The sequence below is a fragment of the Sphingopyxis sp. Root1497 genome (assembly GCF_001427085.1).
GTDB lineage: Bacteria > Pseudomonadota > Alphaproteobacteria > Sphingomonadales > Sphingomonadaceae > Sphingopyxis.
In genome coordinates this window covers 367179-393581 of the sequence record NZ_LMGF01000005.1, presented here as the reverse complement: position 1 = coordinate 393581, position 26403 = coordinate 367179, and the positions used below count along the sequence as shown (strand labels likewise).

General features: G+C 66.3%; 24 protein-coding genes. 8 read left to right on the top strand and 16 right to left on the bottom strand.

Features of this window, described 5'->3' with window-relative positions:
- Positions 1-35: 35 nt before the first annotated feature.
- The 8 genes from ASD67_RS16335 to ASD67_RS23350 all read right to left on the bottom strand — a co-directional run bounded on the left by ASD67_RS16335 (position 36) and on the right by ASD67_RS23350 (position 7791).
- Positions 36-452: a hypothetical protein gene (locus ASD67_RS16335; RefSeq protein WP_156377746.1), complete on the bottom strand. Its 417-nt coding sequence runs from the start codon at positions 450-452 to the stop codon at positions 36-38.
- Positions 453-550: 98 nt separating this feature from the next.
- Entirely contained in the window at positions 551-1087 is a 537-nt protein-coding gene (locus ASD67_RS16330) for a J domain-containing protein (protein WP_056349584.1), read from the bottom strand.
- Between the two features lie 222 nt (positions 1088-1309).
- Positions 1310-2095, bottom strand: coding sequence for a polyphosphate kinase 2 family protein (locus ASD67_RS16325; RefSeq protein WP_056349581.1), 786 nt, complete (start codon positions 2093-2095; stop codon positions 1310-1312).
- Between the two features lie 85 nt (positions 2096-2180).
- Complete coding sequence (locus tag ASD67_RS16320) at positions 2181-3122, bottom strand: hypothetical protein (protein ID WP_156377745.1); 942 nt, start codon at positions 3120-3122, stop codon at positions 2181-2183.
- Positions 3123-3179: 57 nt separating this feature from the next.
- Positions 3180-4055, bottom strand: coding sequence for an alpha/beta fold hydrolase (locus ASD67_RS16315; protein WP_056349576.1), 876 nt, complete (start codon positions 4053-4055; stop codon positions 3180-3182).
- 2 nt (positions 4056-4057) lie between these two features.
- The gene (gene aspS, locus ASD67_RS16310; RefSeq protein WP_056349573.1) at positions 4058-5848 is read right to left on the bottom strand and encodes an aspartate--tRNA ligase; all 1791 of its coding nucleotides are present in this window, start codon (positions 5846-5848) and stop codon (positions 4058-4060) included.
- Between the two features lie 102 nt (positions 5849-5950).
- Positions 5951-7462 carry an FAD-binding protein gene (locus ASD67_RS16305; protein ID WP_056349570.1) on the bottom strand — a complete coding sequence of 504 codons (1512 nt, stop codon included), beginning with the start codon at positions 7460-7462 and terminating at the stop codon, positions 5951-5953.
- Positions 7462-7791 carry a hypothetical protein gene (locus ASD67_RS23350; protein ID WP_056349568.1) on the bottom strand — a complete coding sequence of 110 codons (330 nt, stop codon included), beginning with the start codon at positions 7789-7791 and terminating at the stop codon, positions 7462-7464. The genes ASD67_RS16305 and ASD67_RS23350 overlap by 1 nt, the downstream gene beginning before the upstream one ends.
- A gap of 109 nt (positions 7792-7900) precedes the next feature.
- Here ASD67_RS23350 and rnd point away from each other — a divergent pair, with 109 nt between their 5' ends.
- Positions 7901-9097, top strand: coding sequence for a ribonuclease D (rnd, locus tag ASD67_RS16295; RefSeq protein WP_056349564.1), 1197 nt, complete (start codon positions 7901-7903; stop codon positions 9095-9097).
- Here the strand turns inward: rnd and ASD67_RS16290 are convergent.
- The 4 genes from ASD67_RS16290 to ASD67_RS16275 form a co-directional block, all read right to left on the bottom strand.
- Positions 9094-10566, bottom strand: a complete 1473-nt coding sequence (locus ASD67_RS16290) for a Ppx/GppA family phosphatase (protein WP_235535705.1) — start codon at positions 10564-10566, stop codon at positions 9094-9096. The genes rnd and ASD67_RS16290 overlap by 4 nt on opposite strands.
- A 4-nt stretch (positions 10567-10570) precedes the next feature.
- A complete protein-coding gene (locus tag ASD67_RS16285) occupies positions 10571-12739 on the bottom strand; it encodes an RNA degradosome polyphosphate kinase (protein ID WP_056349559.1) in 2169 nt (722 codons plus the stop codon).
- Entirely contained in the window at positions 12730-13386 is a 657-nt protein-coding gene (locus tag ASD67_RS16280; RefSeq protein WP_056349555.1) for an HdaA/DnaA family protein, read from the bottom strand. Before ASD67_RS16280 ends, ASD67_RS16285 begins: the two co-directional genes overlap by 10 nt.
- A gap of 265 nt (positions 13387-13651) precedes the next feature.
- Positions 13652-14935, bottom strand: a complete 1284-nt coding sequence (locus ASD67_RS16275) for a hypothetical protein (protein ID WP_056349552.1) — start codon at positions 14933-14935, stop codon at positions 13652-13654.
- An 85-nt stretch (positions 14936-15020) separates the two neighbouring features.
- Between ASD67_RS16275 and purM the strand changes: the two genes are divergently transcribed.
- From purM to ASD67_RS16260, 3 genes are all read left to right on the top strand, one after another.
- A complete protein-coding gene (gene purM, locus ASD67_RS16270) occupies positions 15021-16139 on the top strand; it encodes a phosphoribosylformylglycinamidine cyclo-ligase (protein WP_056349549.1) in 1119 nt (372 codons plus the stop codon).
- An 84-nt stretch (positions 16140-16223) separates the two neighbouring features.
- Positions 16224-17171: a phosphoribosylglycinamide formyltransferase gene (gene purN / locus ASD67_RS16265; protein WP_056349547.1), complete on the top strand. Its 948-nt coding sequence runs from the start codon at positions 16224-16226 to the stop codon at positions 17169-17171.
- Positions 17171-17425 (top strand): hypothetical protein, encoded by a 255-nt coding sequence (locus ASD67_RS16260; protein WP_056349543.1) that lies wholly within the window; start codon positions 17171-17173, stop codon positions 17423-17425. The genes purN and ASD67_RS16260 overlap by 1 nt, the downstream gene beginning before the upstream one ends.
- A 12-nt stretch (positions 17426-17437) precedes the next feature.
- Here the strand turns inward: ASD67_RS16260 and ndk are convergent, their stop codons facing one another.
- The 4 genes from ndk to ASD67_RS16240 all read right to left on the bottom strand — a co-directional run bounded on the left by ndk (position 17438) and on the right by ASD67_RS16240 (position 20480).
- Complete coding sequence (gene ndk / locus ASD67_RS16255; protein WP_056349541.1) at positions 17438-17860, bottom strand: nucleoside-diphosphate kinase; 423 nt, start codon at positions 17858-17860, stop codon at positions 17438-17440.
- Between the two features lie 99 nt (positions 17861-17959).
- Entirely contained in the window at positions 17960-18487 is a 528-nt protein-coding gene (locus tag ASD67_RS16250; RefSeq protein WP_056349538.1) for a hypothetical protein, read from the bottom strand.
- Between the two features lie 70 nt (positions 18488-18557).
- Complete coding sequence (locus tag ASD67_RS16245; protein ID WP_056349535.1) at positions 18558-19007, bottom strand: DNA polymerase III subunit chi; 450 nt, start codon at positions 19005-19007, stop codon at positions 18558-18560.
- Between the two features lie 30 nt (positions 19008-19037).
- A complete protein-coding gene (locus tag ASD67_RS16240) occupies positions 19038-20480 on the bottom strand; it encodes a leucyl aminopeptidase (RefSeq protein WP_056349531.1) in 1443 nt (480 codons plus the stop codon).
- A gap of 130 nt (positions 20481-20610) precedes the next feature.
- On the opposite strand from ASD67_RS16240, the gene ASD67_RS16235 reads away from it, so the two are divergent.
- The 4 genes from ASD67_RS16235 to rsmA all read left to right on the top strand — a co-directional run bounded on the left by ASD67_RS16235 (position 20611) and on the right by rsmA (position 26403).
- Positions 20611-22908 carry an LPS-assembly protein LptD gene (locus tag ASD67_RS16235; RefSeq protein ID WP_056349527.1) on the top strand — a complete coding sequence of 766 codons (2298 nt, stop codon included), beginning with the start codon at positions 20611-20613 and terminating at the stop codon, positions 22906-22908.
- A 302-nt stretch (positions 22909-23210) separates the two neighbouring features.
- Positions 23211-24551 carry a peptidylprolyl isomerase gene (locus ASD67_RS16230; RefSeq protein ID WP_056349524.1) on the top strand — a complete coding sequence of 447 codons (1341 nt, stop codon included), beginning with the start codon at positions 23211-23213 and terminating at the stop codon, positions 24549-24551.
- The gene (pdxA, locus tag ASD67_RS16225) at positions 24551-25570 is read left to right on the top strand and encodes a 4-hydroxythreonine-4-phosphate dehydrogenase PdxA (protein WP_056349521.1); all 1020 of its coding nucleotides are present in this window, start codon (positions 24551-24553) and stop codon (positions 25568-25570) included. The genes ASD67_RS16230 and pdxA overlap by 1 nt, the downstream gene beginning before the upstream one ends.
- Positions 25567-26403: a 16S rRNA (adenine(1518)-N(6)/adenine(1519)-N(6))-dimethyltransferase RsmA gene (gene rsmA / locus ASD67_RS16220; protein WP_235535704.1), complete on the top strand. Its 837-nt coding sequence runs from the start codon at positions 25567-25569 to the stop codon at positions 26401-26403. The genes pdxA and rsmA overlap by 4 nt, the downstream gene beginning before the upstream one ends.

Here is a 26403-nt window from a genome sequence, read left to right as displayed (position 1 = left end):
CCATTTCCCTCTCGTCCAGGTCGCCTGCGGCGGCCCTATTCCGAAGCGTCGCGCGCCGCGTCGGCGACCAACAGTCCGCCGATCACGAGGACCGCGACGACACCGATCGCGATCCCCACCTCGGTCGAGAGATTGTTCCGCTGTTTCCGCTCGAGCGGTCGACCATTGAGGAGGAGGCTCTGTTCGCCGTCGAGCGCGACGCCGATCCGGCTTTCAAAGCGCCGCACTTCGCGATCCGACCGGCGGCTGCCGTCGATGTTGATGGTGTCGCGCGCGAGACGCAGTTCGAGGCGCGGTGCCTCCTTGTGCCGGCCGCCGCCCAAAGGCAGCGTGAAGCCAACGCCGACGATGCCCTCGGCACGACCGAGCCCCTGATCGCGAAAACCCCCGGACTGGGCCAAGGCAGGCGTCGTCAGCGCCGCAGTGAGCAGCATCGCGATTATCGTTCGCATATCGTCCATCCCCCATGTTCGCCCCGATTCACTCTATGTTAAAAATATATAACATGGAGTCAATTAGAATTTACACTGTTGGCGCTTGCACGCCCCGCCTATGCCGGTTTCCAGCTTTTCCGTTCTTCGGCCTGCTTGAGCACTTCGAACGCCGCCTGCCCCGCTGCGAAGCGCTTCGCGGCCTCCGTGTCGCCGGGCTTGACGTCGGGATGGCATTCCTTGGCGAGGCCCCGCCACGCCTTCTTCGTCGCCTCGAAATCGGCGTCGGGTTCGAGGTCCAATATTTCCAGCGCGCGCATCTCGTCGGCGCTGCGGCTGCCGTCGCCCGACCCGCCCCATTCATAATGCTGGGCGCGGGCGTAGCTGCGCGCGCCGCGCGCTTCGTCGGCGGCGCGTTCGGCGGCATCCTCGGCGCTCAGCCCTTCGAAATAGTCCCAGCCGCGATTATATTCGGCGGCGTGGGTTTCACAGAAATACCAGCGATCGGGGCTGTTCGGCGATTTGGGCGCGGGGCAGTTGCCGGGGTTTGTGCAACCGTGACGGTCGCAAAGCCGCACCTTCTGCGCCTCGCTCGACGACCCATAGGGGCGCCAGCGGGGAAAACCCCAGTCGTCGGTTCTTTTGGCGCGGCTCATCCGACCCCATGTAGCGACTAGGGCCGGAAATGGCTAGCCGAGCGCGCCGAATCGCGCCGAAAAAAGCGCTTTCCTAAAAAAGATCGCTGTGCGAGCATCCGCTGCCTGGCTCTTTCGATCGTGCATGTCCCGGTGATTTGTCACGCGTCGCCCATCACCGCTTAAAGCGACAAAGGAGACAGTTTCGATGCGCACATGCGTATCTTTTGTCGCTTTAGGACTTCAATCCTTCGGTTGATACCCGAACGCCTTGTGCGCCAGCTTGACCGTCGCGGGGTCGAGGTCGGGCGGGGTCATCGGCACCGCGGCCTCGAGCGTGTCGGCGATGTGGGTCAATGCGGCGATGCGCCCCGCCTTCTTGTTGTTGCCGTCGATCACCGTCCACGGCGCCCAACGTGTGTTGGTCTGCGCAAACATGTCGTGCATCGCGGCGAGATAGTCGGCGCGGCGCGCGCGGTTGCGATAATCGTCGGCGCCGGTCTTCCACCGCTTCCACGGATCGTCGAGCCGGTCGGCGAAGCGCTTGTCCTGTTCGTCCTGCGTGATGTGGACGAACAGCTTGACCAGATGCGTCTTCGACCCGGTCAGTTGCGCCTCGAACTCGTTGATCTCGTCGTAACCCTTGCGCCATTCGCCTTCGCTCGCATAACCCTCGACGCGCTCGACGAGCACGCGGCCGTACCAGCTGCGGTCGAAGATCGACAATTCGCGGTTTCCCGGCAGCCGCTTCCAGAAACGCCAGAGGAAATGGCGCGATTTTTCCTCGTCGGTCGGCGCGCTGATCGGCCAGACTTCGAAATATCGCGGGTCGAGCTGCGCCGCGAGGCGGGTGATGATCCCGCCCTTGCCCGCCGCGTCCCAGCCTTCGAACATGATGACGCTGCGCTGGCCGTGGGTGATATGCGCCGCCTGGATGCGTTCGAGCCGCCCCTGCAGCGCGGCGAGATCCTCGCCATAATCGCCATCATATTTGGCACCGGATTCGAAGTCGGACAGGTCGATGGTCATGCCGCGATCCTAGCCCAAGCCGAGGCCGATCACCAAGCGCCGCTTGCGCTGCTGTCGCCCTTTGGCACAGCGCCGGGCAGTTTCCTTACGGTTCGCGCATCATCGGCTGGCGCGCATCCCAGTCGGCGAGTGCGCGGCGATGGCGGTCGATACGCGCCAGCCCCTCGCCGATGTCGCGGTTTTTCGACCCCAGGCGCTGCGCCTGCCCGTACCAGTCGATCGCGGCGGTGAAATCGCGTCGCGCCTCGGCGCAGAGGCCGAGGTTGAAGGCAAGCGCCGCGGTCGGCTCGACATCGCGTCCGATCGCCGCCCAACTGTCGCAGGCACCCGCCTCGTCGCCCTTGGTCTGGCGGATCGCGGCCTTGAACGCCTCCGCCGCCGCCTTGGGCAGTCCCTTGCGATTTTCGTCGACGCGGACGTCTTCGGAAAAGCCGCTCGGCGCGAAGTCGCGGCGGATGGTCCCGACCTGCGCCTTCAACGTCGTTTCGACGAACGCATCGACGGTGCGGCTCGCCTTGCGGTCGGGGCAATAGATGAGTTCGTCGCGCGCACTCAGCGGGCGTGTATAGCGCACGCTGCCGTCGCCCATCGCGACCAGGCGGACATTGGTGCTGACCGTCGCCACCCGGCGTCGGCAGCGCATGTCATATTCCTCTTCCTTCAGGCATTTATTCTTGTCGGCGGGGTCCTGTTCAACGCAGCGCTTGCGCTTCTCGGTCGTGGCGGTTTCGTCGACCCCGACGCGAACATTGCCGGTGACCAGCGCATCGGTCGGTACCCCCGATTCGGGCGCAACCACCCGGAAATAGGGCCGGCCGCCAAAGCGAACGCCCGCGAGTTCGCTTTCCAGCGCCTGTGACAGGACGCTGCCGTCCTCGCCCTCGAAGCGGTCGACTGCGATACTGACCAGATCGTTGACGTTGGGGCTTCCGGCCGGGTTGGCACCCGCGATCGTCAGCGTCTCCGCCGTTGCGGGAACCGCACTACAGACCAGCGCACCGGCCAGTATCCATCGCGAATGGCTCATCATTTCCCCCCGACGCCCATCGACCCGCTGCCGGGCTATCGCAGCCCGCCAAGCGAGTCAAAGTTCGGAGGCGATGAGCTCGGCCAGGCGCTCGGGCGCTTCCATCGGGATGAAATGGCTGAGTTCGGCCCAATGCTCGTCGCGCACTGCGCCGAGCGAAGCGCCCAGGCCGGGCCATGTCGGGCTGACGGAAAAATCGAGAGTGCCTGCGCGCTCGCCGGTCTTGGCACGGATCAGGCTGATCGGCGCCGAAATCCCACCAAACCAGCGATAGGGGTCGGTACGCAGCGCGTTGAGATAGACCGACGCCTCCAACGCGGGCGGGCAAGCCAGTTCCCACCCCTCGCCATCCGCAGCGGGAAGCAATCCAAAGCGGCAATAATCGGCGAGCGCTTCGGCCCGCCAATGCGCATAGGGCGGACGCGTAGCGAAGTGCGCGGCCAACGCCTCCCAGCCATCCCAGCGATTCCGCCGCCGCGCCACCGGATGCTCGGCGGGGTCGGGAACGGGTTGCCCGACTGCTTCGGCATAAAATTCGGGCGGCACAATCACGGGATCGACCAGAATCAGGTGACGGAAAGCCTGCGGCCGCTCGGCGGCGAGCCGCGTGAGCAGGTAACCGCCCATGCTGTGCCCGCAGCCGACGAACGTCGTTCCCGCAAAACGGTCGATGATCGGCAACAGGAAATCGGTCGTTGCCGCCCAGTCGGACAGCGAATCCGGCTTTGCACTGCGCCCGTGACCGCGGCTGTCAGGCGCCACCACATGCGTCCCGGCCGGAAGCGCCGCAACGACCTGGTCCCACAACCGGGCGTGAAAGCCCGTCGCATGAAGCAGCAACACCGACGGCCGGTTGGTGGGCTCGCCCCATTCGAACCAGCAAATCTCGCCATCCGGCGTCGACAGCCGGTGCTCCCGCGCCGCCGACGTCATGCTCAGCCCTTCGGCCCGTCCACGATGCGGATGCCGAGTTCCTTGAGCTGCTTGTCGCTGACCGGCGCCGGGGCCTGCATCATCAGGTCCTCGGCCTTCTGCGTCATCGGGAAGACGATGACTTCGCGGATGTTGGGCTCGTCGGCGAGCAGCATCACGATGCGATCGACGCCCGGCGCCGAGCCACCGTGCGGCGGCGCGCCGAATTTGAACGCGTTGATCATGCCGGCGAAATTGGTGTCGACATCGGCCTGGCTGTAACCGGCGATTTCGAACGCCTTATACATGATGTCCGGCCGATGGTTCCGGATCGCGCCCGACGACAGCTCGACGCCGTTGCACACGATGTCGTACTGATACGCCAGAATGTCGAGCGGGTCCTTCGAGGTCAGTGCCTCCAACTCGCCCTGCGGCATGCTGAAGGGATTGTGGCTGAAGTCGATCTTGCCGGTTTCCTCGTCGGCCTCGAACATCGGAAAGTCGACGATCCAGCAGAATTCGAAGCGCGACTGGTCGATCAGTTCGAGCTGCTCGGCGACGCGCGTGCGGGCGAGACCCGCGAGCTTGGTGGCCTGCGCCTCCTTGCCGGCCGAGAAGAAGATGCCGTCGTTCGGGCCAAGACCGAGCGCGTCGGCGATCGCCTTCATGCCCTCCTGCCCGTGATTGTTCGCGATCGGCCCGCCGAACACGCCGTCCTTCTGCGTCGCATAGCCAAGGCCGGGGAAACCTTCGGACTGCGCCCACGAGTTCATTTCGTCGAAGAACTTGCGGCTCTTTTCCGCGGTGTTCGGCGCGGGCACCGCGCGGACGACGTCGCCCGCCTCGACCATCGACGCGAAGCGGCCGAAACCCGATCCCTTGAACAGGTCGGACACGTCGGTGATCAGCAGCGGGTTGCGCAAATCGGGCTTGTCGTTGCCGTATTTCGCCATCGATTCCCGATACGGGATGCGCTTGAACGGCAGCGGCGACACGGTGCGCCCCTTGCCCTGCCAGTCGGCGAATTCCTCGAACACGCCATGCAGCACGGGCTCGATCGCGGCGAACACGTCGTCCTGGGTGACGTAGCTCATCTCGAAATCGAGCTGGTAGAATTCGCCGGGCGAACGGTCGGCGCGCGCATCCTCGTCGCGGAAGCAGGGGGCGATCTGGAAATATCTGTCGAACCCGGCGACCATCAGCAGCTGCTTGAACATCTGCGGGGCCTGCGGGAGGGCATAGAATTTGCCCGGATGGACCCGCGACGGGACCAGATAGTCGCGCGCGCCCTCGGGCGATGACGCCGTCAGGATCGGCGTCTGGAATTCGGTAAAGCCCTGCCCAATCATCCGGCGGCGAAGGCTGGAAATCACGTTCGAGCGCAGCATGATGTTGGCGTGAAGTCGCTCGCGCCGCAAATCGAGGTAGCGGTAGCGCAGGCGAATATCCTCGGGATATTCGGTATCGCCGAACACCGGCAACGGCAGCTTGTCGGCCGACGACTGGACGACGATCTCGCTGGGATAGATTTCGATCTCGCCGGTCGGCAGTTTCGGATTGATCGTCTCGGGCGAGCGTGCGGAAACCTTGCCCGTCACCGTCAGCACCGACTCCGGTCCGGCCGCATCGACGATCGGGAACAGCTTCGACCCGGTCTCAACGATGATCTGGGTCACGCCGTAATGGTCGCGCAGATCGACGAACAGCACGTTCGCATGTTCACGCGTGCGATGAATCCAGCCCGACAGGCGGACCTCTTGCCCGACTTCGGCGGCGGTCAAGGCGGCACAGGTGTGCGTACGATAGGCGTGCATTTTTTCGTCTTTCAATCGTCGGGGAGCGCGGGCGAAAGCCGCACCGATATGGCCGCGCCTAAGGCAGGGCGACGCGCCATTTGTCAAGGGTAGAAGGGCGATTCAGCCAGTCAGCCCCAGCCCGTCGAGCACCGGGCTGCCGAAGATCGCGCGATGCGTGGGATCGGGGATCAGACGGTTGCGGGCGGCGCGCCAGCGTTGCAAATCCTCGCCATAATCGGCTGCGACGCGTGCCCCATCGAGGTGACAGCTTTTCGCCCAGTGGCGCGTGAAGTCCACCCCCGCGCGGTCGAGCAGTTCGACGACGCGCGCATAGGCTTCGGCGGTCCGCGGGCTGCGCGGACCGTCGAAGTCGATCACTGCATTGTGGGTGAAACGCGCAGGTGCGAGCAGCCCCTGCGCGCGTTCCATGAAGCGCACTGTCACCGCGGTCGAACCGCCGTGGCGCGTGTAGACGCCGCAGATCAGCTCAAACACATGCGCCAAATCGCTGCGGTCGATCGTCACCGAGGCGTTGAACAGATCGGCGAGCGGCCGGTGGGTGTCGAGCCCCTCCCCCCAGGTGCCATGCACCGGCGGGTCATCGACGTCGGGACCTGCCGCATAGCCCATCTTCATCGCGAACTGGAGCAGCGCGCCGCGCGCCCAGGGGTAATCGTCGAGCAGCCGCCCGAGCAGGCTGAGCGCGTCGTAACCCGCGCCCATTTCCCCCGGCGTCGCCTGGTCGTAATTAGCGCGCCAGGGCTCGGCATAGAGGAAACGCAGCATCGCGGGGCGTTTGAACGGCTTGTACGGATTGACGATCATCTGGACGAAATCGGGATCGCGATCGAGCGCATAGGCGGCCGAAAAGCGACGGAAGTCGCCGACCGCGAGCCAGTCGAGCGCGGCGCAGTCAACCTTGCGCAGATTCTGGATCGGGCGGACGAGGAATTTGGGGACGCTATCGACGACGAGCGCGGTGACGATGCCGAGCGCGCCGACGGGCAACTGGACCGCGGCGAAGACGTCGTCGTCGCGCAGGACCGTCGACCCGGTCGCGGCGATGAAGGCGTCGCTCATCACCCCGGCCGCGGGTTCGACCCAATGGACGCCCGCAGGTGTCACCAGTTGCAGCGCGCGGATATGATCCTGGATGCCGCCGCGCGCGACCATCGAGCCGTGCGTCCCTGTCGCCGCTGCGCCCGCGAAGGTCTGGCCGTTGCCCGCGCCGCTCGTCCACAGCGAGCGGCCTTCCGCCTCAAGCTTGTCGGACACCTCGTCGACGAGCGTCCCTGCCTCAACGAGCATCAGCCCGGCGGCATCGACACCGGGCAAGACGTCACTCGCGGCGATGCGAAAGCAGCGGTTGAAGCGGCGGGTGTGGAGCAGCCAAGCGTCCGAACAGATATTGACGTTCGATGGCGACCAGCCTGCGCCGAGCGGCCGCACGCGTTTCCCCTTCGCCAGCGCTTCGCCAAGCCATGCGCGCACCGTCGCCGCCGCGATCGCGATCTCGTCGCGCCCGCGCGCCGCATCGCCGCTGCGCAACGCGAAACGCGTCGCATCCTCGCACACGCCGGTGCCGTGATAATTGGTCCAGCGACCCGACTCGCCGAGCGGAACAATGGGCATCACGCGTCTCCCAGCGGCTGAATACCGGCATGGGCGCGCCAGGCGACGGTCACCGGGCGGATCAGGCCGAGCGTCGCGATGGCAACCAAGGCCTGTCGGCGCGTCGCATAGACTCGCAGGTCGCACAGCCCGTGATCGGCCTCCGGCGTTACGAAGGGTTGGCGCGCCGCGGCGGCGAGTCCCCAATATTTCAGCGTCACGACCATCGATTCCTCGTCGAGTGGCCGCGGATTGGCGATCGACACGAAGATGTCGCCCTGCCCCGCCATATATTGCCCGAAAAGCAGCGCAAAACCGATCGCCGCCAGCGTCCAGCCGACCCACATCATGTGCCGATACCCCCTCGCGTTTCAACATGCCGATGTTCCGGCTTCGCGACCCGAAGAGCGTGGGCAATTTTTCCTGCCCGTCTGCATCAACTAGCTGTATAGGCGCGGCATGCAAGTCCATCCGCTCATCGAAACCAGCGCCGCGCTCGTCGAATTCTGTGATCTCATCAAGAACAGCGATTTCATCGCGGTCGACACCGAGTTCATGCGCGAGAACACCTTCTGGCCCGAACTCTGCCTGATCCAGGTCGCCAACAGCGAGCACGCCGCAGGCATCGACCCGTTGGCAAAGGACATGGACCTGAAACCGCTGCTTGATCTGATGGTCGACAACGAGGACATGCTGAAGGTCTTCCACGCCGGCGGGCAGGATGTCGAAATCATCTTCAACCTGACCGGCAAGACCCCGCACCCGATCTTCGACACCCAGATCGGGCAGATGGCGCTCGGTCAGGCCGAACAGGTCGGCTATTCGAACCTCGTCGAGGCGTGGCTGGGTATCCAGCTCGACAAGGGCGCGCGCTTTACCGACTGGAGCCGCCGCCCGCTCGACAAGCGCCAGATCGACTATGCGATCGGCGACGTCACCCATTTGGCCAAGATTTTCCCGATGATGCTGAAGAAGCTCGTCAAGACCGGACGCGGCCACTGGCTCGACGAGGAGATGGAAAAGCTCGCCGATCCGTCGAACTACAGCGTCGACCCCGAGCAGGCGTGGCACCGGATCAAGATTCCGTCACGCAAACCCGACGTGCTCGGTCGCCTGCAATCACTCGCCGCATGGCGCGAGCGCGAGGCGCGGTCGAAGAATCTGCCGCGCGGCCGGATCGTCAAAGACGAAACGCTCGCCGACCTCGCGGCGCATCCGCCGAAGGATCAGGACGGCTTGGGCCGCGTACGCGGCCTGTCGGCGACGTGGCGCTCGAACGACATCGGCGGGCGACTGATGGATGCACTCGACAATGCCAAGCCGCTCGACCGCGACGATATGCCCGATCGCGCCCCGCGTGGGCCGGGACTGGGCAAGGAAGGCGTGCTCGTCGCCGACCTGCTCAAGCTGCTGCTCAAGATTCGCGGACGCGAGCTCAATGTCGCAGCGCGGCTGATCGCGCGCAGCGACGAACTCGAAGCGCTCGCAGCGGGACGGCGCGACGATATTCCGATGTTGCAGGGCTGGCGCTATGATGTGTTCGGCCATGCCGCGCTCGACCTGGTCGAGGGACGGATGGGCTTTGCCGTCCAGCACGGCAAGCTGGTGATGAGCAAGATCGAGGCCCCGACCCCGATCGACGCGACTCAAGCTTAAAGAAGCAGCAATTCGGGCTTTGCGTCGAGCGCTTGCGCGAGCGAGCGCAGGCGACGGTCGACCGATTCGCCGGCGAGGTGGTGCCAGCCCCCTTCAAGGCTGAGGATCAGTTTGCCCTTTTCGAGTGCGATGCGGCTCGCCTTGAGCGGCGCTTCGACCCCGCCGGTCAGGCGCTGCGCCAGCCGGATCGCGAGTCCCCATTGCCGCGCCCGCGCCAGCCGTTCGGCCGCGACGAGCGATCCCATCGCCGGAAAATCGCCGTCGGCGCCGCCGAAGCCGGCGTGGAGCGCGCGCGCGAGCAGGATGCGGCCCGGAATGTCCATGCCGCGCCAGTTGCCATGAAGACCGATTTCGGTGCCGCGATCGGCGCGGAAATCGGGGTTCGCCGACCAGGCGACATCGCTGAGCAGGCTCGCCGCGAGACGGACGCGGCTGTCGGCGGCGTCTTCGCTGGCGAAGAGCGGTGCGATCCATTCGGCAAGCGCGGGACCGTGCGGAGCAAAGCGCGCGAGGCGGCGGCCTTCGAATTCGGCGGCGACGATCAGCGGATCCTGCGCCCGCGTCCCGGCGTCGAGTGCCTGATAGAGCAGCCCTTCGCGCAAACCCGACGACGAGACCGTCATGTCGGGAACGTCGATGATGTTGGCGAGCGCGGCGAGCAGGGCCGCGGCGTCAGGCAGCGATGCGGCGCGATTCGACGCCATGCCGGGAATCGCCTTCAGTTCCTCGAAACTCAGCCGCTGGGTCGCGCGGAGCAGCCGGCGCAGCGCGGTGCGCGGCAGACTGTGCTGGTCGAGCACCGCGAGCGGATCATGAGTGAGTTCAAGGTCGAGACGCGCCAGCGCGCGCCACGAGCCGCCGACGAGATAGAGCGGCAGCCCGGCGCAATCGCCCGGCCAGTCCTTGGCGCGCAGCATCTTGCGGATCGCGCGCTCGAACGCCTGCGGGCCGTCCCGGCGCAGCGCGGGAAGCCGCAGCACGCCGAGCGGAAAACTGTTGCGGCGGCCGACCTGGCCGTTCGACACCGCCGCGAGTTCGAGGCTGCCACCGCCCAGATCGACCGCGATGCCGTGCGCGTCGGGGATGGCGGCGATCACGCCATAGCCCGCCGCCTCGGCCTCTTCCTGGCCCGACAGCAGGCGGATCTGAAGTCCCGCTTCGGCGGCACCGGCGATGAAGTCGGGGCCGTTGGACGCATCGCGCACCGCGGCGGTGGCGACGCATTGCAGGTCCTTGACCTCCATGTGCCGGGCCAGCAGCGCGTAACGGCGCAGGGCATAGAGGCCGCGCTTGGCGTCTTCGGACGCGATGCGGCCATCGATCGACAGGCCGCGGCCGAGGCCGGCGGCGACTTTTTCGTTGAAGATCACCGCCGGCGCGCGCGGCGGGCCTTCATAAACGACGAGGCGGACCGAGTTCGAACCGATGTCGATGACCGCGGAGCGGTGGAGTTTGGACTGGGGACGCAACTTTTCAATCATCGCGCATATTGAGGATGAGCGTCGGGACGTCCTGGCGCTGGTGGAGCGCGGTGCCGCGGCCCGAAAGCGACGGGTTCGTCATGAAATAGTGGTGCAAGTTGAATGGCTTATCGTCCGGTGTTAAGCGCGCATAGGTGCCGTCGGGCAACAGCACCCAGCTTTGTTCATTGTCAATGAGGTTGGCGACGAGCACCTGGTCCAGAATCTGGTCGTGGACGGTCGGATTTTCGATCGGGATCATATATTCGACGCGGCGGTCGAAGTTGCGCGGCATCCAGTCGGCGCTGGAGATATAGAGCTTGGCATTGCGGTGCGGCAGCGCCGCGCCGTTGGCGAAGGCCCAGATGCGGCTATGCTCGAGAAAGCGGCCGACGACCGATTTGACGCGGATCGTTTCGGACAGGCCCGGAACCCCGGGGCGCAGGCAGCAGATGCCGCGCACGACGAGTTCGACCGGCACCCCGGCGACGCTCGCTTCATAGAGCTTGTCGATGATGCCGGGGTCGACGAGGCTGTTCATCTTGGCCCAGACGCCCGAGGGCGCCCCCGCGCGCGCCGCGGCGATCTCGGCATCGATGAGCTGACAGAGATGCGCGCGCATGTTGAGCGGCGACATGGTGATCATGTCGAGCCGTTCGGGTTCGACATAGCCGGTGATGTAATTGAACAACTGCGCCGCATCGCGGCCGGCGCGCGGGTCGGCGGTGAAGAAGCTGAGGTCGGTGTAGATGCGCGCGGTCACCGGGTGGTAGTTGCCGGTGCCGAAGTGGCAGTAGGTTTTATACCCCTGCCCCTCGCGGCGAACGACCATCGAAATCTTGGCGTGGGTCTTCCATTCGATGAAGCCATAGACGACCTGCACCCCGGCGCGTTCGAGCTGGTTCGCCCAGAGCAGATTCTGTTCCTCGTCGAAGCGCGCCTTGAGTTCGACGACCGCGGTCACCGACTTGCCCGCTTCGGCCGCCTCGATCAGCGCGCGGATCACCGGCGACTGGTCGCCGGCGCGGTAGAGCGTCTGCTTGATCGCGACGACGTCGGGGTCGGCCGCCGCCTGCCGCAGGAAGGCGAGAACGACCTCGAAGCTTTCATAGGGATGGTGGACGAGAATGTCCTTGCTGCGGATCGCCGCGAAACAATCGCCGCCATGTTCGCGGATGCGTTCGGGAAAGCGCGCCGAGAAGGCGGGGAATTTGAGGTCGGGGCGGTCGACGTCGACGAGCGCCGACAGCGCCGCGAGACCGACGAAGCCGTCGATCTTGGCGACGATCGCTTCATGCCCCTGGATATCGGCGTTGAGCACCGCGGCGAGTTCGCCGGGCATGTCGGCCTCAAGCTCCAGGAGGATGACGCGGCCGCGACGGCGGCGGCGGATCGCGGTGCGGAACAGCCGGACGAGATCCTCGGCCTCTTCCTCCAGTTCGATGTCGCTGTCGCGGATGATGCGGAAGACGCCGCGGGCGCGGATGCGGTAGCCGGGGAAAATGATGTCGCCGAACAATTCGATCAGAAATTCGATCGGGACGAAATTCGACGCCTCGCCGGGGACCGGCACGAAACGCGGGAGCGAGCCGGGAATCATCACCAGTTCGCGGATCGTCTCGCCCGTCGCCTTGCGCTCTAGGTCGAGGATCACTCCGAGACCGCGGTTGGGGATGAAGGGAAAGGGATGCGCCGGATCGAGCACCTGCGGGGTGAGGATCGGGAAAATCTGGTCGATGAAATATTGGCGCAGTAGCGTCCGGAGCTTTCCGGCGTCCGAATGGTCGCCGTGGACGACGATACCCTGTTCGCCGAGTTGCCGGTGGAGCAATTGCCATTCGCTCTGCTGCTGGTCGACGAGGCGGTTCACCTCGGCCTCGATCTCGGCGAGCTGCTGCCCCGGCGAGCGGCCGTCGGCGCTGGGATCATCAATCCCCTGCAACTGCTGGCCCTTGAGCCCCGCGACGCGGACCATGAAGAATTCGTCGAGGTTGCTGCCCGAAATCGACAGGAAGCGCAGCCGTTCGAGCAGCGGATGCGCGGGATTGCGCGCCTCCTCCATCACCCGCCGGTTGAAGGCGAGCCAGCTGAGTTCGCGGTTGAAGAAGCGTTCGGGGCCGAGGGATGGCCGCGCCGTGTCGGCATCATTGTCTGCGCGTAGGGGGCCGCCAGCTATCGACATGTGTCTTCATCCTGCCTTTCAAGGAGATCGGGATCGATCAGCCCCTGTGACAGTAATGTTTCACGCGTAAGACGAACCCCGACGCGCCGCCCCTGTTCGAGCGAGGCGGCGTCGAGCGCGGCGACGATGCGGTGGAGCGTCGCATAGCTGCGCTCCATGCGCGGGACGACATAGGAGGCGACCTCGGGCGCGAGCGCCATGCCGCGCTGCGCGAACAGCGCCTCGATCAGGTCGCGGGCGAGGCAATCGTCGGGTTCGCCAATCGTCAGCACGGGCACCGCGCGCAGGCGCGAGGCGAGATCGGGAAGCCGGATCTCCCAATCGGCGGGCGGCGCGTCGGCAATGACGAGAAGCGGGTCGCCGCTCGCTTGCGCCGCGTTCCACGCATGGAACATCGCTTCTTCGGAAACGCTGTCATGGCCGTCGATGACGCGGCCGCCGGTTTCGCGCGCGAACAGCCGGCCGATCAGGCTGCGCCCCGACCCGCGCGGGCCGGTGAGGACCGCGGTGCGAACCGGCCATGTTCCGACATGGCGCAGATAACGCACTGCGTCGGCGTTGCTGGTGCCCACGATCAGCGGGCCGTCATTGCTGCCCCCCGCGCTCCAGTCGAGCGGGAGCGCGATCTGTCGAGGGTTCCGATCCATTACCAGCAAGCCCGAGGCGTCAAAATGGCAAAGATATCGAGCCGAATGAACCGAAGGGAACAGTGGTTCTGTTTCCAAGGGTCATTTGGTTCGAGATCGAAGCCATTTTGGCGTCCCTTCGGGATTTGACCGATTTTGTCCATTGCTTCGTCAGCAAGCCTTAAAATATCGACATATTCCTGCGCCTTGCTTCCTCGCACTGAACAAAATCGCTTCAAACCTCGGGCTTGCTGGTAATGGATCGGAACCCTGGACGCGCGGGCCATCAGCGGCTGATCCGGAGCGTACTCCCGCTCGCCTGTACCTTGTAGCCGCGCGCTTCGAGCGCGGCTTTCAAAGCGGCGATGTCGCCGCGGAAGGTCACGCGCATCACCGACGTGCCGCCGAGCGCGAGGCTGGTGGTCGAGGCCGACTGGACGCCGGACACCCCACCGACGCTGCGCTCGGTTGCCGAGACCGATTCGACGTCGGGCGAACTATATTGGACGGTAAAGCTGGCGACGCCGACGGTCGGCGCGGTCGGCACGCTGGCATCGGTTTCGATGGGCAGTGCGTCGGTGTCGGTTTCCGCCACGTCGGGCAGTTCCTCGACCTTCACCGGTTTTTCGAGCACGAGATAAGTGTCGGTGCGCAGCACCCCGGCGGCGAGCGCGTCGGTATAGAGTCGGTCCATCCGTGCGACCGCCTTTTCCATCATGTCGGGCAGCGCGCGCGGGGTCGGGCCGGTCATCGTGAAAGCGCCGATCAGCTTGTTGTCGGGACCGAAGCGCGCCGTGAAATGGCCGGTGATCGGCCCGCCGGGATAGCTGTATTCGACACGCGCGATCGGGGTCAGCACGTCGGCGGCGCCATATTGGTCGAGGATTACGCGCCACCAGACGCGGCCACGGCGGCCGACCTGTCCCGAATTGAGCAGCAGGGTGTCGGCACCGGTGCCCGCGGTGCGGACATAGTCGATCGCGCTCTGCCCCGTATTATATTCGGCCCAGGCACGCTGCCAGGCGCTGCGCTGTTCGAACACCTGCGGCATGCCGTCGATCGAATAGACGGGGATGACGAGCAGCGGCGGCGAACGCAGGGTGCGGCCGCTGACGCCAAGGATCTGGCCGGCGCGGACGCGGTCGAACTGGACACCGAGGCGCGCGACATAGCGGCGCGGGCCGATCTGTTCGTCCTCGACGACGATCGCGGTGACGATGCCGTCGAGCACCGAATCATTGAGCGCCGGCCCGTCGCTGCCGTTGGTCTTGCGATACAACTGGGCCCAGCCCTGGCGCTGCGCCTCGCGCCAGCCCTTGGTCCGGGCGTCGTCGGCATTGTCGCCGGTGACGTCGACGAGGATGCCGCTGGTCAGGAAGTCGCCGCTGCTGTTGATCGGGGTGATACCGCGATCGCCGCGCGTAATCTGGCCATCGACGACACCGACAACGAGAATCAGGGCGAGAAAGCCCAGCATCGCCGCGATGCGCCATTCGCGGCGCAGCGCGGTCGGAAGGCGGAAAAGCGGGGCGAAACGCCGGGCGTGGGAGGGGGAAGCGGCCGAAATCATCTCTTCTCTATGCTCTGCCCCGAATGCGCGTGCCGGACAAGGAAATCATGGCAATTGTCCGCGGGAACCGTTAGTCGCGCGTGCCATGGATTCCAAGCAGAACAAATCGGACGGGCAGCCCGCCGGATACACTTATGCCCAGGCGGGCGTATCGATCGACGCCGGCAATGCGCTGGTCCGTGCCATTGCTCCGCTCGCCCGTGCGACGCGGCGCCCCGGCGCCGATGCCGACCTGGGTGGCTTCGGCGGCTTTTTCGACCTGAAGGCAGCGGGGTTCAACGATCCGCTGCTCGTCGCGGCGAACGACGGGGTGGGCACCAAGTTGAAGCTCGCAATCGAATCGGGACGCCATGACGGGGTCGGAATCGACCTGGTCGCGATGTGCGTCAACGACCTGATCGTGCAGGGCGCCGAGCCGCTGTTCTTCCTCGATTATTATGCGACCGCGAAGCTGGACAATGATGTCGCAACCGCCGTCGTCGCCAGCATCGCCGAAGGGTGCAAGCAGGCCGGATGCGCGCTGATCGGCGGCGAGACCGCCGAAATGCCGGGCATGTACAGCGAAGGCGATTACGACCTAGCCGGCTTCTGCGTCGGCGCGGTCGAGCGGCACGAGGTGCTGACCGCCGACAAGGTCGCCGCGGGCGACGTCATCCTCGGCCTCGCCTCGTCAGGGGTGCATTCGAACGGCTTCTCGCTCGTCCGGCGGCTCGCGGCGGACAAGGGCTGGAAACTCGATCGCCCGGCGCTGTTCGACCAGGAGGTGCTGCTGATCGACGCGCTGATGGCGCCGACGCGCATCTATGTGAAGAGCCTGTTGCCGCTGGTGAAGACCGGCAAGGTCCACGCGCTGGCGCATATCACCGGCGGCGGGCTGCTCGAGAATATCCCGCGCATCCTGCCCGCGAGCCTGCACGCGCATGTCGATGCAGATGCATGGGAGCAGCCGCGGTTGATGGCCTTCCTGCAGGCGCAGGGCAATATCGAGCCCGAAGAGATGGCGCGCACCTTCAACTGCGGGATCGGCATGGCCGTCGTCGTCGCGGAAGGCGATGTTGACGCTGTTACCGCGGCGCTGACCGATGCGGGCGAGACAGTGCTGCGGATCGGGCATATCGCCGACGGCGCGAAGGGCTGCACCGTGACCGGGAGTGCCGAAACCTGGAGCGCACGGGATGGGTGGTCGGCGACGCATCATGGCTGAGGTGTCGAAGTTCCNGCCCCTGTTTCGGCACATTCCCATTCGACATGCCCTCCCCCGGCCCCTCCCGCAAGCGGGAGGGGAGAAATGAAAGCCAGAGTCGCCGTCCTGATCTCGGGCGCCGGGACCAATATGGCGGCGCTGCTCTATGCGGCGAAAGCCGCCGACTGTCCCTATGAGCTGGTGCTGGTCGCCAGCAACGATCCCGATGCACCGGGGCTGGCGATCGCCGAAGCCGAGGGCGTCGCGACCTGGAGCCTTTCGCACAAGGGACTCGACCGCGATGCGTTCGACGCACTGGTCGATACGCAATTGCGCGCGGCGAAAGCCGACTTCGTCGCGCTGGCCGGCTATATGCGAATCCTGAGCGACGATTTCGTCGGCCGCTGGGCGGGCCGGATGGTCAATATCCACCCGAGCCTGCTGCCGCTCTACAAGGGGCTGAACACCCACCAACAGGCGATCGACGCCGGCGACCGCTTCGGCGGGTGCAGCGTGCATATCGTGACCCCGGGGGTCGACGACGGGCCGGTGCTGGCGCAGACGCCGGTGGCGATTGTCGCGGGCGACACCGTCGACAGCCTGAGCGCGCGGGTGCGGATCGCCGAGCATCAGCTTTATCCGCCGACGCTGGCCGCGTTTGTGAGCCGCGAGCGCAACCCCGACTATCTGCTCGGCCGGGTCCGCGACCTGGCGATGGCACTGCCCGAGGCCGACGAGGTCAGTTCGCACGGCATGCCGTGTTTCGGCATCGTGAAGGGCAAGAAATTCGCCTATTTTACCCAGGACCACCATGGCGACGGCAAGACCGCGCTGTTGGTGAAGATCAGCGGCGGCGACGAGCAGGCGGCGTTGATCGAGATGGACGCGGATCGCTATTACCGCCCCGCCTATTTCGGCGACGGCTGGGTTGGTATCCGCCTCGACCTCGGCGATACCGACTGGGACGCGATCGGCGAATGGCTGCGCAAGAGCTGGCTCGCCGTGGCGCCGAAGAAGCTGGCCGGCCTGATGGGCGTGGCGGACGAGTTCTGATGAAGCAAGCCGCAGTCGGTTTGCTCAAGACCGTGCTGGCCGCCGTCATCGTCATTCCATTCGGCGTCGGGATCGGCAAAGCGATCGAATATGGCACGGTCGATCTGCTCGGCGACCGGCTGGGCTTCGATGGAGCGGCGCTGCTTGGAACCGCGGTGTTCGTTGCCCTCGCGCTTATGGTATCGAAACGCTGGACACGGTGGCAGGCACGAAAAAGGCCGCCGGATCGCTCCGGCGGCCCTTCGCTGCCCTAGGGCAAATGGCGATCAGCCGACGATTTCTTCGGGCTTGAAGAAATAGGCGATTTCGATCGCCGCATTCTCGTCGCTGTCCGACCCGTGGACGCTGTTCGCTTCGATGCTCTCGGCGAGTTCCTTGCGGATCGTGCCGGGGGCGGCGTCCTTGGGGTTGGTGGCGCCCATGATGTCGCGGTTGGCCTGCATGGCGTTTTCGCCTTCGAGGACCTGGACGACGACGGGGCCGCTGATCATGAAATCGACGAGTTCGCCGAAGAAGGGGCGTTCCTTGTGAACGGCATAGAAGCCTTCGGCCTGGTCGCGGCTCATGTGGATGCGCTTCGACGCGACGACGCGCAGGCCGGCGTCTTCCAGCATCTTGGTGACCGCGCCGGTCAGGTTGCGGCGGGTAGCGTCGGGCTTGATGATCGAAAAGGTGCGGGTGACCGCCATGGGAAAGCTCCTGCGTGGGTGTGTTTTATGATCGGCGCGCGTCTAGCCGCGCTTTTGCCGCACTGCAAGGCAGGAAGGAGGCGGACACCCCGTTCGGGGTCAACCGCCGTAGGTGACGGTGCCGTTGACCATGGCGCCGGCCTGGGTCGCGGTGACCTGTACCCCGCCCTTGCCGCCTTCGCCCTTCTCGGCGCTGAACATCATCATGTCGCCAGCCTTGACCTCGCTCGACACCTTCAGCCCCGCGGCCTCGGCCTGCTTGCGGAAATGGGCGATCACGTCGGCGGCCTGTCCCTTGACCTCGAAGCTCGCCATGCCGCTTTCGCCATCCTTGCCCGACGCCGACATGCCGCCGGTCATTTTGGCGCCGGGATAGGCGGTGAAACCCGCGGGCAGCTTGGCATTGGCGACGCCGCCGCCGAAGCTCACCTCGCCGTCGGCGGTCTTGATGCTGACCGCGCCGTCCTCGCCGTCGGCACTCTTGGTGACCTTATAGTCGGCGGTCTTGCCGGTGTCGGGATCGGTGTAGGTGCCGCTCGCGACCTCCTGCTCCGATTTCGAGCTGCAGGCGGCGAGGAGAAGCGCGGCGGCGGTGGCGGCGAGGATCAGGGTCGGGCGGTTGGTCATGATAAGCTCCTGTGGCGGTTCGCGATTTTCATAGCATCGGACGCGGACCGCGCGGTGACGCCGGTCACAGTCACGGCCCCTCCGACCAGCGGCCATTTTCGTCCTGTTTCCAGAAGCGGTTGTCGACATCGTCGCGCGCGGCGAGCGCGCGCCACAGCGCGCGGGCATCGTCGATGCGGCTGTTGTCGAAGAGCAGGAAGACGCGCGCGAAACCGAGCGCCTCCTCGCGCCACTCGCCATCGGCGAGCGCGAGATGCGTCGCGCCACTGGGGGGTGGTGCGGCGAGCGTGCCCGCGATCAGGATCGGCTCGATCGCCTCGTCGGGCGAACCCGCGGCACCGTGCGGCAGGAAGCTCGCGGGCTGGAGCGTCCACAACGCCTCGTCGATCGCCTGGCGCTGCATCGCGGGGCCCGCGACGACCAGCAGGCGATCGCCGTTGCCCAATATGCGCGACGCGAGCGCGGGGAGCACCCGTTCGACGGGGTCGCGGGTCAGCCGGTAAAAGTCGACGCGCGCCATGCTCCCCCCTCTTGTCTTTTCTGGCCCCGCTTATCCTTCGAAATTGTCGGCGATGAAGCGGTCGAGCAGGCGCACGCCATAGCCGGTCGCGCCCTTGGCGTAGACCGGGCCGTCCTTGTCGTGCCACGCCATGCCGGCGATATCGAGATGCGCCCATTTGACGCCCTCGTCGACGAAGCGCTTGATGAACTGCGCCGCGGTGATCGAGCCGCCCTCGCGCGGGCCGATATTCTTCATGTCGGCGATCGGGCTGTCGATCAGCTTGTCATAGGCAGCGGACAGCGGGAAGCGCCACAGCTTGTTGTTGCTGGCTTCGCCCGCGGCGATCAGCTGGTCGGCGAGGCCATCGTCGTTGGCGAAGATGCCGGCATATTCATGGCCGAGCGAGATCACCATCGCGCCGGTCAGCGTCGCGAGATCGACGATCACCGCGGGGTCATAGATTTTTTGCGCCCAGGTGATGGCATCGCACAGGACAAGCCGCCCCTCGGCGTCGGTGTTGAGCACCTCGACCGTCTGGCCCGACATGGTGGTGACGATGTCGCCGGGGCGCATCGCATTGCCGTCGGGCATATTCTCGACAAGGCCGACGATGCCGACGACATTCGCCTTGGCCTTGCGGCCGGCGATCGCTTTCATCGCGCCGGCGACCGCGCCCGCGCCGCCCATGTCCCATTTCATCATGTCCATGCCCGCGGCGGGCTTGATGCTGATGCCGCCGGTGTCGAAGGTGACGCCCTTGCCGACGAAAGCGACGGGCTTCGCGCCCGGCTCGCCGCCGTTCCAGCGCATCGCGAGCAGCCGCGGCGGGCGGGTCGAGCCCTGCGCGACGCCGAGCAGCGCGCCCATGCCGAGCGCCTTCATCTGGCGTTCGTCGAGAACTTCGAGTTCGACGCCCAAGTCGGCGAGATGCTGGCAGCGTTCGACGAAGCTTTCGGGATAGAGGATGTTCGGCGGCTCGGCGACGAGCGTCTGGGTGAAGGCGACGCCGTCGGCGATCGCCTGCGCCTCGGCCCAGCCTGATGGAGCGCCGCCGGGCGCCGCGATCACGATCGTCTGGAGACTCGGCCGGGCATTGTCGGCGAGACGGGTGCGATAGGTATCGATGCGCCAGTTGCGCAGCGTCGCGCCGGTGGCGAAAGCGAGGATATCGTCGGCATCGACCGTCCCGGCGCTGACAAAATCGACATGGACGGTGGCGACGCCGCTCGTCTGCAGCCGCGCGGTCAGCGCCGCGCCGGCGCGTTCGAGGTCGTGGACGCCGCCTTCGCCGATGCCGATAAGCAGCAGCCGCTTCGCACGGTCACCGTCGATCGCCGCGGTTTCGACCACCGTGCCCGCCGCACCGTCGAAGCGCGCCTGCGCCGCCGCGGCGCCGAGCAACGCGCCGAGCGCGGCGGCACCGCCCTTACGGACCGGAAAGGCGACGACGTCGGCAGACGCATCGATTTGCGCGACAAACTGAATGTCCATCCTGTGACTTTCTTATGCGATGATTGATTGGAACGTGCCGGACCGATAGGGGTTTCGCTTGCGAGTTGCAAAAACAAAGCTGCGGGTTCAAGCGGGCCGCAGGCTCCAGGTGACGGGACAAAGGGATTCAATGACGGGGACTTTGTTCCAAGGGGGCGACCGGCCGCTGTGGCTCGCGACCGCCAGCGCGCTGGCGTTGCTGGCGGTTCCGGCCGCGGCGCAGACCGGTGCCGAACCGCCGGTCGTGCCCGCGCCGCAGGGCGAACCCGACCTCCAGACCCCCGATGTATCGACCGGGAAGATCGATGCGCCCGATGTCGCGGGCGAACAGCAGGTCGGTTTTGCCGCCGACAATCTGAATTACGACAGCGATACCGAGATCGTCGTCGCCGACGGCAATGTCCAGATGAACCGCGAAGCGATCCAGATGCGCGCCGACAAGGTGACGTGGAACCGCAAGACCGGCGAAGTCGTCGCCGAGGGCGACGTCGCGATCACCAACCCCGAGGGCGACACCGCCTATGGCGACCGGATCGTCCTGACCGACACGCTGCGCGACGGGATCGTCGACGACATGCTGGTGGTGCTCGACAATGGATCGCGGCTTGCCGCGGTGCGCGGAAAGCGGTTCGAGAACGGCAATATCGAACTGGAGAATGCCGCCTACACCCCCTGCCCCGTCGAGGATAATGCGGGCTGCGCCAAGAATCCGAGCTGGCAGGTCCGCGCCGTCAAGGTGCTGTACGACAAGGCCAAGAACAAGGTCCGCTACAAGGGCGCGCGGATCGAGATATTCGGCCTGCCGCTGATCCCGCTGCCCGGCCTCAGCCACCCGCTCGACAGTTCGCCGAGCAGCGGACTGCTGGTTCCCGAAATCCGGCTCGATCGGACCAATGGTTTCGAGATCGCGGTCCCTTACTATCTGCGGATCGCGCCCGACCGCGACGTCACGATCACCCCACACCTCTACACCGGCGCTGCACCGATGATCGAGGGCGAGTTTCGCGCGCTGACCGACGTCGGTTCGTTCCGCATCAACGGGTATGGCACCTATAGTTCGGTGGTCCCGCTCAACGGCACGCCGAGCACCGGCAACAACGAGCTGCGCGGCTATCTGGAGAGTGCGGGCAAGTTTCAGCTCAGCCCGCACTGGAGCGTCACCTATTCGGGCCGCATCGCGAGCGACCGCACCTTCCTGCGCCGGTACGACGTCACCCGCGACGACCGGCTGCGGTCGACCTTCGAGGTCGAGCGGATCGGTGGACAAAGCTATTTATCGATCGCCGGCTGGGCGACGCAGACGTTGCGCGCCGGCGACAAGCAGGGGCAGCAGCCGATCGCGCTGCCGATCCTCGATTATCGCCAGCGGCTGACCGACCCGCTGTTCGGCGGCCAGTTCGAGTTGCAGCTCAACACGCTGGCGATCGGCCGCACCGCAGGGCAGGACACGCAGCGCGCCTTTGCCGGGGTGCGCTGGGACCTGCGCCGCCTGACCTCGCTGGGGCAGGAAGTGACCTTTACCGCGATGGTACGCGGCGACGTCTATCACAGCGACGAGAATCTGCTCACCGCGATCCCCGGCTATCGCGGCAAGTCGGGCTGGGAAGGCCGCGGCATCGCCGCCTTCGCCGCCGACATGCGCTGGCCGTTCGTCGGCGAATTCATGGGCGGGACGCAGACGCTGACCCCGCGCGTCCAGCTCGTCGCGACGCCGAAGCTGAAAAACCTCGATATTCCGAACGAGGACAGCCGCGCCTTTGACCTCGAGGACAGCAACCTGTTCGCGATCAACCGCTTCAGCGGCTACGACCGGTTCGAGGACGGCGCGCGCATCACCTATGGCGCCGAATGGAATTACAGCCGGCCGGGTTTCAACATCAACAGCATCGTCGGGCAAAGTTACCGCCTGTCGGACAAGCCGAGCCTGTTCCCCGACGGCACCGGGCTGACCGACCGGACGTCGGACGTCGTCGGCCGCACCACCGTCGCGTACAAGGATTTCCTGCGGCTGACCCATCGTTTCCGGCTCGACAAGGACAATCTGGCGATCCGGCGCAACGAGTTCGACGCGACGATCGGCACCCGCGCGACCTATGCCGTGCTCGGGTACTCGCGGCTCAACCGCGACATCACGACGGTCGCCGAGGATCTGCAGGACCGCGAGGAAGCCCGCGTCGGCGGCCGCGTCGCCTTTGCCCGCAACTGGTCGGTCTTCGGTTCGGCGATCATCGACCTGACCAGCAAGGCCGACGATCCGCTGAGCCTGTCGGACGGCTTCGAGCCGATCCGCCACCGGCTCGGCGTCGCCTATGACGACGAATGCCTGTCGATCGCGCTGACCTGGCGCCGCGACTATATCGACACCGGCGACGCGCGGCGCGGCAACAGCTTCTCGTTCCGCGTGGCGTTGAGAAACCTGGGGTTCTGAGGCGGGTTTCGAGCGGTAGCCGCCTTGANNATAGCGCGACGTCGCCGCCCCTCCACCACCGCCTACGGCGGCGGTCCCCCTCCCCATCGCTGCGCGACAGGGAGGATCGGCGACGTCCGCCTCCACCCCGAACCGCCGACGGGCCAGGCGCGACCGACATCTCATCCCATTCGCTCAGCTTGCGTTCAGCGTTTGGCGGCTAGTCCGACCCCAGTTATGATGCGCTTGCGCGCGCTTTGCGCTGGACCATCGGGCGTTTCGGCTGATACGGAGCGAACCGGAACCTCTTTCATAGGGTAAAAATGACCAAAATTTCGACCTTGATCGGCCTGACCGCTGTCGTGTCGCTGTGCGTTTCGCCGGTGCTGGCGCAGACCGTCCCCGACAGCGACGTGCCGACCACCAGCCTGAGCATCCCCGGCAATGTCCAGATTTTCGGCGACGCCAAGGGCAATGTCTATCGCCCGTCGGCGACGGTGAACGGCGAGATCATCACCGCGACCGACATCGAGCAGCGCATGGGGCTGATCCGCGTCGCGAACAACAATATCGAGCTGCCGCCCGAAGAAGAACAGCGCCTGCGCCAGCAGGTGTTCAGCAACCTGATCGACGAGAAGTTGCAGATTCAGGAAGCGAGAGCGGCGAAGATCGATATCGACGAAAATCTGATCAACGAACAGTTCGCCCGGCTTGCCGCGCGCTACAAGCAGACCCCCCAGCAGTTCACCGACTATCTGGCGTCGAAGGGTTCGTCGGCGGCGGCGGTGAAGCAGCAGATCCGCGGCGAATATGCCTGGGACCGCCTGCTCGCGCGCAACATCCAGTCGACGACCAATGTGTCGACCGAAGAGGTCGAGGCCGTCGTCAAGCGGATGACCGATGCCAAGGGGCAGGACGAGTTCCACCTGGCCGAAATCTATCTGACCGCGACCCCCGAAACGATCCAGTCGGTCGCCGAAAACGCCCAGAAGATCGTCCAGGCGCTGCAATCGGGCGGCAGCTTCGCCGCTTATGCGCGCCAGTTTTCCGAAGCGTCGACCGCGGTCGTCGGCGGCGACCTCGGCTGGGTCAAGGGCGGGCAATTGCCCGACTCGATGGCCGACGCGGCACGCCAGATGCAGCCGGGCCAGCTGGTCGGGCCGATCGAGGTTCCGGGCGGCGTGTCGATCATGCTGATGGTCGACCGGCGTCAGGTGCTGACCGCCGATCCGCGTGACGCGGTGCTCAGCCTCAAGCAGATTTCGCTCGACTTCCCGGCGGGTACGACCCCTGCCAGGGGCGCCGAGCTCGCCGGACAGTTCGCCGAAGCGACGCGCGGGATCGCCGGTTGCGGCGGCGCCGACGCCGTGGCCCAGAGCCTGGGCGCGCAGGTCGTCGCACGCGACGGCATCGCGATGCGCCAGTTGCCCGCCCCGCTGCAGGCGACGCTGATCGACCTGCAGGTCGGCCAGACGACCCAGCCCTTTGGCGCCGCGAACGAGGGCGTCAGCGTCCTCGTGCTGTGCGGCCGCGAATTGCCGAACACGGCGACCGCGCCCAACCTCGAGGAAATCGAGGGCCGGCTGCTTGAGGAAAAGGTCAACAAGCGCGCCCAGCGCTATCTGCGCGACATGCGCCGGGACGCGGTGATCGACTTCAGCTGATGTCCGATTCCGCAAACCCGCGTCCGATCGCGGTCACCCTCGGTGACCCGGCCGGCGTCGGGCCCGAAGTCGCCGCCCGCGCCTGGGCGGTTCGCAAGGATCATGACCTGCCGCCCTTCGTGGCGATCGGCGATATCGCGTCGATCGCCGCGGTGTGGGACGGCCCGGTCGAACGCGTCGGCGATATCGCCGAAGCCGAACGGCTGTTCGACGACGCCCTGCCCGTCTGGCACCTCGAGGACAGCGGTCCGGTGGTGCCGGGATCGCCGAGCAAGGCAGGCGCGACCTGTGCCCTGCACGCGCTCGAAACCGGGATCGGGCTGACCCGCGGCCAGGCGACCGGCGCGCTCGTCACCGGGCCGGTGTCGAAGTCGCAACTCTATGGCATCGGTTATACGCATCCCGGGCAGACCGAATTCATCGCCGAGCGCTGCGGCGTCACCGCGACCAATGCGGTGATGATGCTGGCGGGGCCGCGCTTGCGCGTCGTGCCGCTGACCGTGCATGTCCCGCTGGCCGAAGTGCCCGAGCGGCTGACCAGCGAGTTGATCGTCGCCAAGGGCCGGATCGTCGCGCGGTCGCTGAAGCGCGATTTCGGGATCGAGCGACCGGTGATCGCGGTCGCCGGACTCAACCCGCACGCCGGCGAAAGCGGCGAGATGGGCGACGAGGAACTGCGGATCATCCGTCCCGCGGTCGAGCAATTGCTGGCCGACGGGATCGCGATCGAGGGACCGCTCGCCGCCGACAGCCTGTTCGCGCCGCACGTCCGCACGCGCTACGATGCGTTGCTCTGCTGCTATCACGACCAGGCGCTGGCGCCGTTCAAGGCGCTGCATTTCGATGACGGCGTCAATCTGACGCTCGGGCTGCCGATCGTCCGCACGTCGGCCGACCATGGCACGGCGTTCAACATCGCGGGCACCGGCAGCGCCGATCCGGGCCCGACGATCGCGGCGATCCGCATGGCGGCCGAACTGACGGCGATGCGCGAGCGCAATTGCGCCCCCGCGGCGTGACAACGCGGCCGCTCCCCAGCCTGCCGCCGCTGCGCGAGACGGTGCGCGCGCACGGGCTCCAGGCGAGCAAGGCGCTGGGGCAGAATTTCCTGTTCGACGAACAGTTGCTCGACCGGATCGCGGCGCTGCCGGGCGATCTGGAGGGCGCGCGCGTGTTCGAGGTCGGGCCGGGTCCGGGCGGACTGACGCGCGCGCTGCTGCGTGCGGGCGCGCAGGTGATCGCGGTCGAGCGCGACGACCGCTGCCTGCCGCTGCTCGGCGAACTCAGCGAGGCGTTCGGCGGCGCGCTGACGGTGATCGCCGACGATGCGATGGCGATCGACGCCGATGCGCTCGCCGGCGGGCCGTATCATATCGTCGCCAACCTGCCTTATAATGTCGGCACCGCCTTGTTCACGCGCTGGCTGGAGCCCGCGGCCTGGCCGCCCCGGTGGCTGTCGCTGACGCTGATGTTCCAGCAGGAGGTCGCCGAACGCATCGTCGCCAAGGTCGATACCTCGGCTTACGGCCGGCTTGCGGTGCTGGCGCAGTGGCGCTCGACCCCGCGCATCGCGATGAAGGTCCACCGCTCGGCCTTCACCCCGCCGCCAAAAGTGATGTCGGCGATCGTCCATGTCGTGCCGGCCGAGCAGCCCGAAGGGGTCAAGCCGAAGCTGTTGTCGCAGTTGACCGCGCAGGGGTTCGGTCAGCGGCGCAAGATGCTGCGCCAGAGCCTCAAGGGCATGCCGGGCGCGATCGAGGCGCTCGAGGTGTGCGGGATCGAAGCAACGCGGCGCGCCGAGACGGTGAGCGTCGCGGAGTGGGTCGAACTGGCGCGGGTGCTCAGCCGCTAG

Bases quoted from the DNA above. Each gene is read 5' to 3' on its own strand.
- ASD67_RS16235 (WP_056349527.1), top strand. From the start codon at position 20,611: ATGACGGGGACTTTGTTCCAAGGGGGCGACCGGCCGCTGTGGCTCGCG.
- ASD67_RS16335 (WP_156377746.1), bottom strand. From the start codon at position 452: ATGCGAACGATAATCGCGATGCTGCTCACTGCGGCGCTGACGACGCCT.
- aspS (WP_056349573.1), bottom strand. From the start codon at position 5,848: ATGCACGCCTATCGTACGCACACCTGTGCCGCCTTGACCGCCGCCGAA.
- ASD67_RS16240 (WP_056349531.1), bottom strand. From the start codon at position 20,480: ATGGACATTCAGTTTGTCGCGCAAATCGATGCGTCTGCCGACGTCGTC.
- ndk (WP_056349541.1), bottom strand. From the start codon at position 17,860: ATGGCGGTCACCCGCACCTTTTCGATCATCAAGCCCGACGCTACCCGC.
- ASD67_RS16320 (WP_156377745.1), bottom strand. From the start codon at position 3,122: ATGAGCCATTCGCGATGGATACTGGCCGGTGCGCTGGTCTGTAGTGCG.
- ASD67_RS16250 (WP_056349538.1), bottom strand. From the start codon at position 18,487: ATGACCAACCGCCCGACCCTGATCCTCGCCGCCACCGCCGCCGCGCTT.
- pdxA (WP_056349521.1), top strand. From the start codon at position 24,551: ATGTCCGATTCCGCAAACCCGCGTCCGATCGCGGTCACCCTCGGTGAC.
- ASD67_RS16260 (WP_056349543.1), top strand. From the start codon at position 17,171: ATGAAGCAAGCCGCAGTCGGTTTGCTCAAGACCGTGCTGGCCGCCGTC.
- ASD67_RS16245 (WP_056349535.1), bottom strand. From the start codon at position 19,007: ATGGCGCGCGTCGACTTTTACCGGCTGACCCGCGACCCCGTCGAACGG.
- ASD67_RS16305 (WP_056349570.1), bottom strand. From the start codon at position 7,462: ATGCCCATTGTTCCGCTCGGCGAGTCGGGTCGCTGGACCAATTATCAC.
- ASD67_RS16275 (WP_056349552.1), bottom strand. From the start codon at position 14,935: ATGATTTCGGCCGCTTCCCCCTCCCACGCCCGGCGTTTCGCCCCGCTT.
- purN (WP_056349547.1), top strand. From the start codon at position 16,224: ATGAAAGCCAGAGTCGCCGTCCTGATCTCGGGCGCCGGGACCAATATG.
- rnd (WP_056349564.1), top strand. From the start codon at position 7,901: ATGCAAGTCCATCCGCTCATCGAAACCAGCGCCGCGCTCGTCGAATTC.
- ASD67_RS16315 (WP_056349576.1), bottom strand. From the start codon at position 4,055: ATGACGTCGGCGGCGCGGGAGCACCGGCTGTCGACGCCGGATGGCGAG.
- ASD67_RS16230 (WP_056349524.1), top strand. From the start codon at position 23,211: ATGACCAAAATTTCGACCTTGATCGGCCTGACCGCTGTCGTGTCGCTG.
- purM (WP_056349549.1), top strand. From the start codon at position 15,021: ATGGATTCCAAGCAGAACAAATCGGACGGGCAGCCCGCCGGATACACT.
- ASD67_RS16330 (WP_056349584.1), bottom strand. From the start codon at position 1,087: ATGAGCCGCGCCAAAAGAACCGACGACTGGGGTTTTCCCCGCTGGCGC.
- ASD67_RS16325 (WP_056349581.1), bottom strand. From the start codon at position 2,095: ATGACCATCGACCTGTCCGACTTCGAATCCGGTGCCAAATATGATGGC.
- ASD67_RS23350 (WP_056349568.1), bottom strand. From the start codon at position 7,791: ATGATGTGGGTCGGCTGGACGCTGGCGGCGATCGGTTTTGCGCTGCTT.
- ASD67_RS16280 (WP_056349555.1), bottom strand. From the start codon at position 13,386: ATGGATCGGAACCCTCGACAGATCGCGCTCCCGCTCGACTGGAGCGCG.
- ASD67_RS16285 (WP_056349559.1), bottom strand. From the start codon at position 12,739: ATGTCGATAGCTGGCGGCCCCCTACGCGCAGACAATGATGCCGACACG.